The sequence below is a fragment of the Nocardia sp. CC227C genome, assembly GCF_030767025.1.
GTDB lineage: Bacteria > Actinomycetota > Actinomycetes > Mycobacteriales > Mycobacteriaceae > Nocardia.
In genome coordinates this window covers 20476-27200 of record NZ_JASITE010000032.1, presented here as the reverse complement: position 1 = coordinate 27200, position 6725 = coordinate 20476, and the positions used below count along the sequence as shown (strand labels likewise).

The window sequence follows — 6725 nt, the reverse complement described above, 5'->3', positions numbered from 1 at the left end:
ACCACTGAAGAAACTACTCCAGGGAGCCGATCCCGCGACCGTCGTGGCCCGCACCGCCATCGACGACCCGGCACTGCTGGACTGGTACGCGGCTATCCCGCGATATGCGCGATGACCTGCTCGATGTAGTCGCCGAACAGCGCACCCATATCGACGGCCTCGGGCTCGAGCAGCCACTGCTGCTGTAGTCCGTCCATCATCGCGAACACCTGCCGCGCAACGGCTTTGGTGTCGATATCGGCGCGTACCGTGCCCTCGGCGATGCCCTCGTCGAGGGCTCCCGCCAATCCCGCCTCCAACCGGCGGTAACGATCCGCCGCCCAGGCGTGCGCCGGGTGGTCGTCGGTCACCGACTCCCCCGTCACCACCGTGAACAGCTGCACCAGTCCCGGCACGTGCGTATTGTGTTCGACCAGCCGGGCCAGGCGGCGCAGTGCGTCGGGACCGTGCAGCGCCGCACCGAATTCCAGCCGCTCGGCATCGAGCCGGTCCCGGTATTCCAGCACCGCCGCCAGCAGTGCCGCCTTCGTCGGGAAGTAGTGCAGTAGTCCGGGCTGGGACAGCCCGCACAGCTCGGCGATCTCGGCGATCGAGGAACCACGGAACCCGTTCTCGGCAAAGGATTTCAGGGCCACGTCCAGAATCAGCTCCCGACGCGCCTCGCCCCGTGGGCGACTGCGGCGTTGCGCCATGACCTCCTCCTTCCGCCCGCCTCGCAGAGCCGACAGTAGCGGCGGACGTGTCACCCATCCGCATCGGCCACTCCCACCACAATATCTCAGATTCATAACATTACCGAGTGCTCACTCGGTTAGCGGCGAATGCGCTGGCACACTCGACCTCATGAGCCAGCCCGCCGACGCCCCCACCGATATCGTTCCCCTCACCCTCGACGGCGGGTACGGAACCCTCGCGGCCTGGGAAGCGGTGCCGCCGCCCGGCGTCGACGCCCGCGGCACGGTCGTCCTGGTGCCGGGATTCACCGGGTCCAAGGAGGATTTCACCGGCATGCTGCCGCTGCTGGCGGCGGCCGGATATCGCGCGGTGGCCTACGACCAGCGCGGACAGTGGCAGTCCGACGGACCCGACCAGATCGACGGCTACCGCATGGACGACTTCTGCGGCGATCTGCTGAAGGTCGTGGACCAAGTGTCCGGCCAGGAGCCGGTACATCTGGTCGGCCACTCCTTCGGCGGGTATGTCGCGCGCGTCGCGGTGGTCGCCCGGCCCGAGCGCTTCCGAACGCTCACCCTGCTGGCCTCCGGCCCGTCCTCGGTGTCGGACATCAACTTCCCGCCGCCCAGCCTGGTCGCCCAGGCCGTCGAGGCGGGCGGGCAGGAGTTCATCTGGCAGCAGCTGAGCACTGCCCTCTTCGCCGCCGGATCGGCCGATCCGGACCGAGTCGACTTCCTCCACCAGCGCATTCTGGCTACCAAGAAGGCCAATATCCTCGGCATCCTGCGCGTGATGGAGGTGCCGCCGCTGGCCGATCCGTCCGTACTCCGCGCGGCGGGCGTGCCCATTCTGGTGGCCTACGGCGATACCGGCGATCTCTGGAATCCCGAGGTACACGAGCGGTTCGCGGCCGCCCTGGGCGCACGCCGAGCGGTCTATCCCGGCGTCGGCCATCTGCCCAACGAGGACCGGCCCGCCCAGGTGTGCACCGATCTGGTGGCGTTCTGGGACCACCCCACTACTCAGTAGCCTGATATTCGCCGACCATCGAGAGAGGGAACGGGACATCCGCATGGACGACCGCATCGAGGACCTGCTCGCGAAACTCGACCTACCCGCCAAGCTGCGCCTGATCTCGGGCGCGGGCATGTTCCGCTTCGCCGGCGACCCCGACATCGGGCTGGCCGAGATGCCGGTCTCCGACGGACCGTCGGGCGTGCGCGGCGAATACTGGGACGAACGCGATCCCTCGGTGAGCCTGCCGTCCGGCACCGCCGTCGCCGCCTCCTGGGATCCCGAACTGCTCACCGAGATCGGCGCGCTCATCGCCCACGAGGCACGCCGCAAGGACGTCTACGCGGTCCTCGGCCCCACCATCAATCTGCACCGATCGCCCTTGGGCGGGCGGCATTTCGAATGCTTCTCCGAGGATCCGTTGCTCACCGCGGAAGTGGCCGCGGCCTACGTGCGCGGCGTCCAGCGGCACGGGGTGAGCGCGTGTCCGAAACACTACGTGGCCAACGACTCAGAGACCGACCGTTTCACCGTCGACGTGCGCGTCGACGACCGGGCATTGCGCGAGCTCTACCTGTACCCGTTCGAGCGGTGCGTCGACGCGGGCGCGTGGATGATCATGGACTCCTACAACTCGGTCCACGGGGTCACCATGACCGAGAACCGGCTGCTGGACGAACCACTCAAGGGCAGTTGGGGTTTCGACGGTGTCGTGGTCTCGGACTGGACGGCGGTGCGCACCACCGCCGGCGCCGCCGAGGGCACCGATATCGCCATGCCCGGACCGCCCATGCTCTGGGGCGCTCCGCTCGAGGAGGCGGTGCGCACGGGCGAGGTACCCGAATCCGCGATCGACGAGAAGGTGCGGCGCATCCTGCGCTTCGCCCAACGAGTGGGCGCGCTCGACGGAACACCCAAGGCCACACCGGAATTCAGCGATGCGCAGGCTCAAGCACTGGTGCGGCGCGCCGCCGCCGCGGGCATGGTGCTGGTGCGCAACGACGGCGTGCTGCCGCTCGCGCCGGACACCACGGTCGCACTGCTCGGACCGCACGCCGATCTGCCGCGCTTCATGGGCGGTGGCAGCGCCACCGTCATCCCCGCGCACACCACCACACCCGCCGAGGGCCTCGAAGACGTGTTCGCCGTGCGGCACACGCCCGGCGTGCGACTCGAGGAGAAGCTGATCCCGGTGCCGCTGGAGTTGGTCACCGATCCCGACACCGGGACACCCGGGGTGAGCCTGCGCTACCTCGACGGTGACACCGTCATCGACACCCAGCACCGCACCGCGGGCAACCTCATGCTCTTCGGCGACCGCAAGGCCGCCGACGCGACGACCCTGGAGATCCGGGCCCGATTGCGCGCCGATGTCGCCGGAGAGTGGCAGATCGGGGTCGGCACGCTCGGACAGGCCCGGCTGGAACTCGACGGCGCGACCGCACTCGACGAGACCATCACCTTCGAGGGCACCGATCCGGTCGGCGCGATCCTCTACCCGCCCCAGCGCGCGGTCACCCGCACCCTCGCCGAGGGACAGGAGATCGACGTCCGCATCACGGTCGGCACACCGCCCGCCATTCCGGGGCTCGGCGTCATCCTCGGCCTCACCTTCGGCATCACGCGCCCGCAGCGGCCCGCGGCGGAGGAATTCGCGGCCGCCGTGGAACTGGCGCGCACCTGCGATGTGGCGGTGGTCGTGGTCGGCACCACCGAGCAGATCGAATCCGAGGGCTTCGACCGCACCGATCTGCGCTTGCCCGGACGCCAGGACGAACTGGTCGCGGCCGTCGCCGCCGCCAACCCGCGCACCGTCGTGGTGGTCAATTCCGGAGCACCCGTGGAGATGCCGTGGCGTGACGAGGTCGCGGCGGTGCTGCTGTCCTGGTTCCCCGGGCAGGAATTCGGCGCGGCCCTGGCCGATGTGCTCACCGGCACGGCCGAACCGGGCGGGCGACTGCCCACCACCTGGCCCGCCCGCATGGCCGACGTACCGGTGCTCTCGACCCGGCCCGACGCCGACGGGACGCTCCCCTACACCGAGGGCATCCACGTCGGCTACCGCGCCTGGCTGAAATCCGGTGCGACCCCGGCCTATCCGTTCGGCCACGGACTCGGCTACACCACCTGGTCGCTCGGCGACCTCACGGTGGACGGCCGCACCGCCACGGTGACCGTGACCAATACCGGCGACCGCGCGGGCAAGCAGGTGGTGCAGGCGTACCTGTCCCGGGAGCACAGCGGCGTCGACCGCCCGGTGCGCTGGCTGGCCGGATTCGCCACCGTCACGGTCCCGGCCGGAGCGTCCAGCACCGTGCGCATCGACCTGCCGCAGCGGGCCTTCGAGCATTGGACCGACGCGGGTTGGGCAACCGAACCCGGTGCGTTCACCCTCCATATCGGCACCTCGGTAGCCGATCTCCCGCTCACCGCCGAAATCGGCTGAGCCCAACGGATTCCGGCCGGGTCGGGCGCGTCGAGACCGCGCACCCGACCCGGCTTCTGCTTGTCGAACCCGCTCCTGGCATGCCGTGGACGGTACATGGAAAGCATGTTCGGAGGCATGACTCACACAGGAAACATATCTAGGTGCGCATATCCGAGTATCGGGATATGCGCCGTCTGGACAACGCCCGACCGGTTGTCCTGGACGGCTGCGGCCACACCACAAACCAACGCCTGTACCCGAGCACTCGGCGACGCGCACCTCATCGACCTGGCACGCCCCCGACACCGTGTGCCCCGCCGACCGCGACCCTTCAGCTGACCAGAGGGGCCCGGTCCTCACCTCCACGCGCTGGTCGGCGGCGTCGCGAAGCCTGGCTCGGTCGGCAAACCGCTGTCGGGGGAACCGGTCGCGGCAAGGCCCGAGAGGATGCCGCCACCGGTTCCCCCTCGCCGCTACTTCTTCCGTTCGCGCTTCTCGCGCACTCGGATATTCACTCGGACGGGGGAACCGTCGAAGTTGAATTCCTCACGGAGGCGGCGTTCCAGGAAGCGGCGGTAGCCCGCCTCGAGGAAGCCGGTGGTGAAGAGGACGAAGGTCGGCGGGCGGGTGGACGCCTGGGTGGCGAAGAGGACGCGTGGGAGGCGGCCGCCGCGCATGGGGGGCGGGGTCGCGGCGACGACTTCCTTGAGCCAGGCGTTCAGGCGGCCCGTCGAGATGCGCTTGTCCCAGGATTCCAGGGCGGTTTCCATGGCGGGCACCAACTTCTGGACGGCGCGGCCGGTGTGGGCGGAGATATTGACGCGCAGCGCCCACTGCACCTGCACCATCTCCCGCTCGATCTCGCGTTCCAGCGCCAGACGGCGGTCCTCGTCGACCAGATCCCACTTGTTGTAGGCGATCACGAGGGCGCGACCGGCGTCGGCGACCATGCTGATGACGCGCAGATCCTGCTCGGTGATCGGCTGCGAGGCGTCGACGAGCATGACCGCGACCTCGGCGGCCTCCAGGGCCGACTTGGTGCGCAGCGAGGCGTAGAACTCGTGGCCGCTGGCATTGCCGACCTTGCGGCGCAGGCCCGCGGTGTCGACGAAACGCCACGGCTTGCCGCCCAATTCGACCAGGGAGTCGACCGGATCGACGGTGGTGCCCGCCACGTCGTGCACCACAGACCGCTCGAAGCCCGACAGTTTGTTGATCAGACTCGACTTGCCGACATTCGGTTTGCCGATGAGCGCCACGCGACGCGGGCCGCCGGTGCCGCCGATGCCTTCGCGCGGGGTTTCCGGCAGCGCCACGAGCAGATCGTCGAGCAGATCGCCGGTGCCGCGGCCGTGCGCGGCCGACACCATGTGCGGTTCGCCCAGCCCCAGCGACCACAGCGACGCCGCCTCGGCCTCACCCTTCTGGTCGTCCACCTTGTTGGCGACCAGAATGACCGGAGTCTTGCTGCGGCGCAGCGTCTTCGCGACGGCCTCGTCGGTGGCGGTCGCACCGACCGTGGCATCCACCACCAGGAGAATCGCGTCGGCGGTCTGCATGGCGATCTCGGCCTGGCGGGCCACCGACTGCTGCAGGCCCTTGGCGTCGGGCTCCCAGCCACCGGTGTCCTGCACCAGGAATTTGCGCCCGGCCCAGTTGGCCTCGTAGCTGATGCGGTCGCGGGTCACGCCCGGCACATCCTCGACCACCGCTTCGCGGCGGCCCAGAATCCGGTTCACCAGCGTGGATTTGCCGACGTTCGGGCGGCCGACAATGGCCACCGTCGGCATGGGCACCTGCTCGGCCTCGTCGTGCTCACCGGCCAGCTCGGCCAGCTCCCAATCGGTTTCGTCGGACCAGACGCCATCTCCGGTGAAAGTGTCCTGCGTCACCGCGCACCTCCTGCCGAAATCTGCTGCCGCACCACGCGATACAGCTCGTCGATGACCTCGTCCATATTCAGCTCACTGGTGTCCACCAGCACCGCGTCCTCGGCGGGCCGCAGCGGCGACACCTTGCGGGTGGAATCGAGGTTGTCGCGGCGCTGCACATCGGCCAGCACCGCCGCGAAATCGTCACCGCGGCCCTCGGCGATGTTCTGCGCATTGCGCCGCGTGGCCCGCGCCTCCGCGGAGGCGGTCAGGTAGATCTTCACATCGGCGGCGGGCAGCACCACGGTGCCGATATCGCGACCCTCCACCACGATGCGCCCCTCGGTGGCGGTGATATCGCGCTGCAGGGCGACCAGCTGGTCGCGCACCTCCGGCACCGCGGACACCGCGGACACCGCCTTCGTGACCGCATTGCCGCGGATCTCGGCGGAGACATCCTCACCGTCGAGTTCGATGACCTCACGGCTGGGATCGGTGCCGATGGACAGCGGCAGCTCCTTCACCGCCACCACGATGGCGGCTCCGTCGGTGAGTTCGACACCGCTGCGCAGCACGCGCAGGGTCGCCACCCGGTACATCGCGCCGGTGTCCAGGTAGCGGGCGCCGAGGCGGGTGGCCAGGCGGCGCGACACGCTCGACTTGCCGGTGCCGGACGGGCCGTCCATGGCGACGACCAGCGGGCCCGTACCCGTCAGCGCATCCTCGGCCACCATCGC

General features: G+C 69.4%; 5 protein-coding genes. 2 read left to right on the top strand and 3 right to left on the bottom strand.

The features are described from left to right. Positions 1-92: 92 nt before the first annotated feature. Entirely contained in the window at positions 93-692 is a 600-nt protein-coding gene (locus QMO76_RS34870; protein ID WP_306365644.1) for a TetR/AcrR family transcriptional regulator, read from the bottom strand. A gap of 151 nt (positions 693-843) precedes the next feature. Between QMO76_RS34870 and QMO76_RS34865 the strand changes: the two genes are divergently transcribed. Further along, on the top strand, positions 844-1704 hold the full coding sequence (locus tag QMO76_RS34865) for an alpha/beta fold hydrolase (protein ID WP_306365643.1): 861 nt from the start codon (positions 844-846) through the stop codon (positions 1702-1704). Positions 1705-1747: 43 nt separating this feature from the next. Next, complete coding sequence (locus QMO76_RS34860; protein WP_306365642.1) at positions 1748-4135, top strand: beta-glucosidase; 2388 nt, start codon at positions 1748-1750, stop codon at positions 4133-4135. Positions 4136-4590: 455 nt separating this feature from the next. Here QMO76_RS34860 and der read toward each other — a convergent pair whose 3' ends face one another. Beyond that, a complete protein-coding gene (der, locus tag QMO76_RS34855; protein ID WP_306365641.1) occupies positions 4591-6009 on the bottom strand; it encodes a ribosome biogenesis GTPase Der in 1419 nt (472 codons plus the stop codon). Next, the gene (gene cmk / locus QMO76_RS34850; RefSeq protein WP_306365640.1) at positions 6006-6722 is read right to left on the bottom strand and encodes a (d)CMP kinase; all 717 of its coding nucleotides are present in this window, start codon (positions 6720-6722) and stop codon (positions 6006-6008) included. The genes der and cmk overlap by 4 nt, the downstream gene beginning before the upstream one ends. Positions 6723-6725 lie beyond the last annotated feature (3 nt).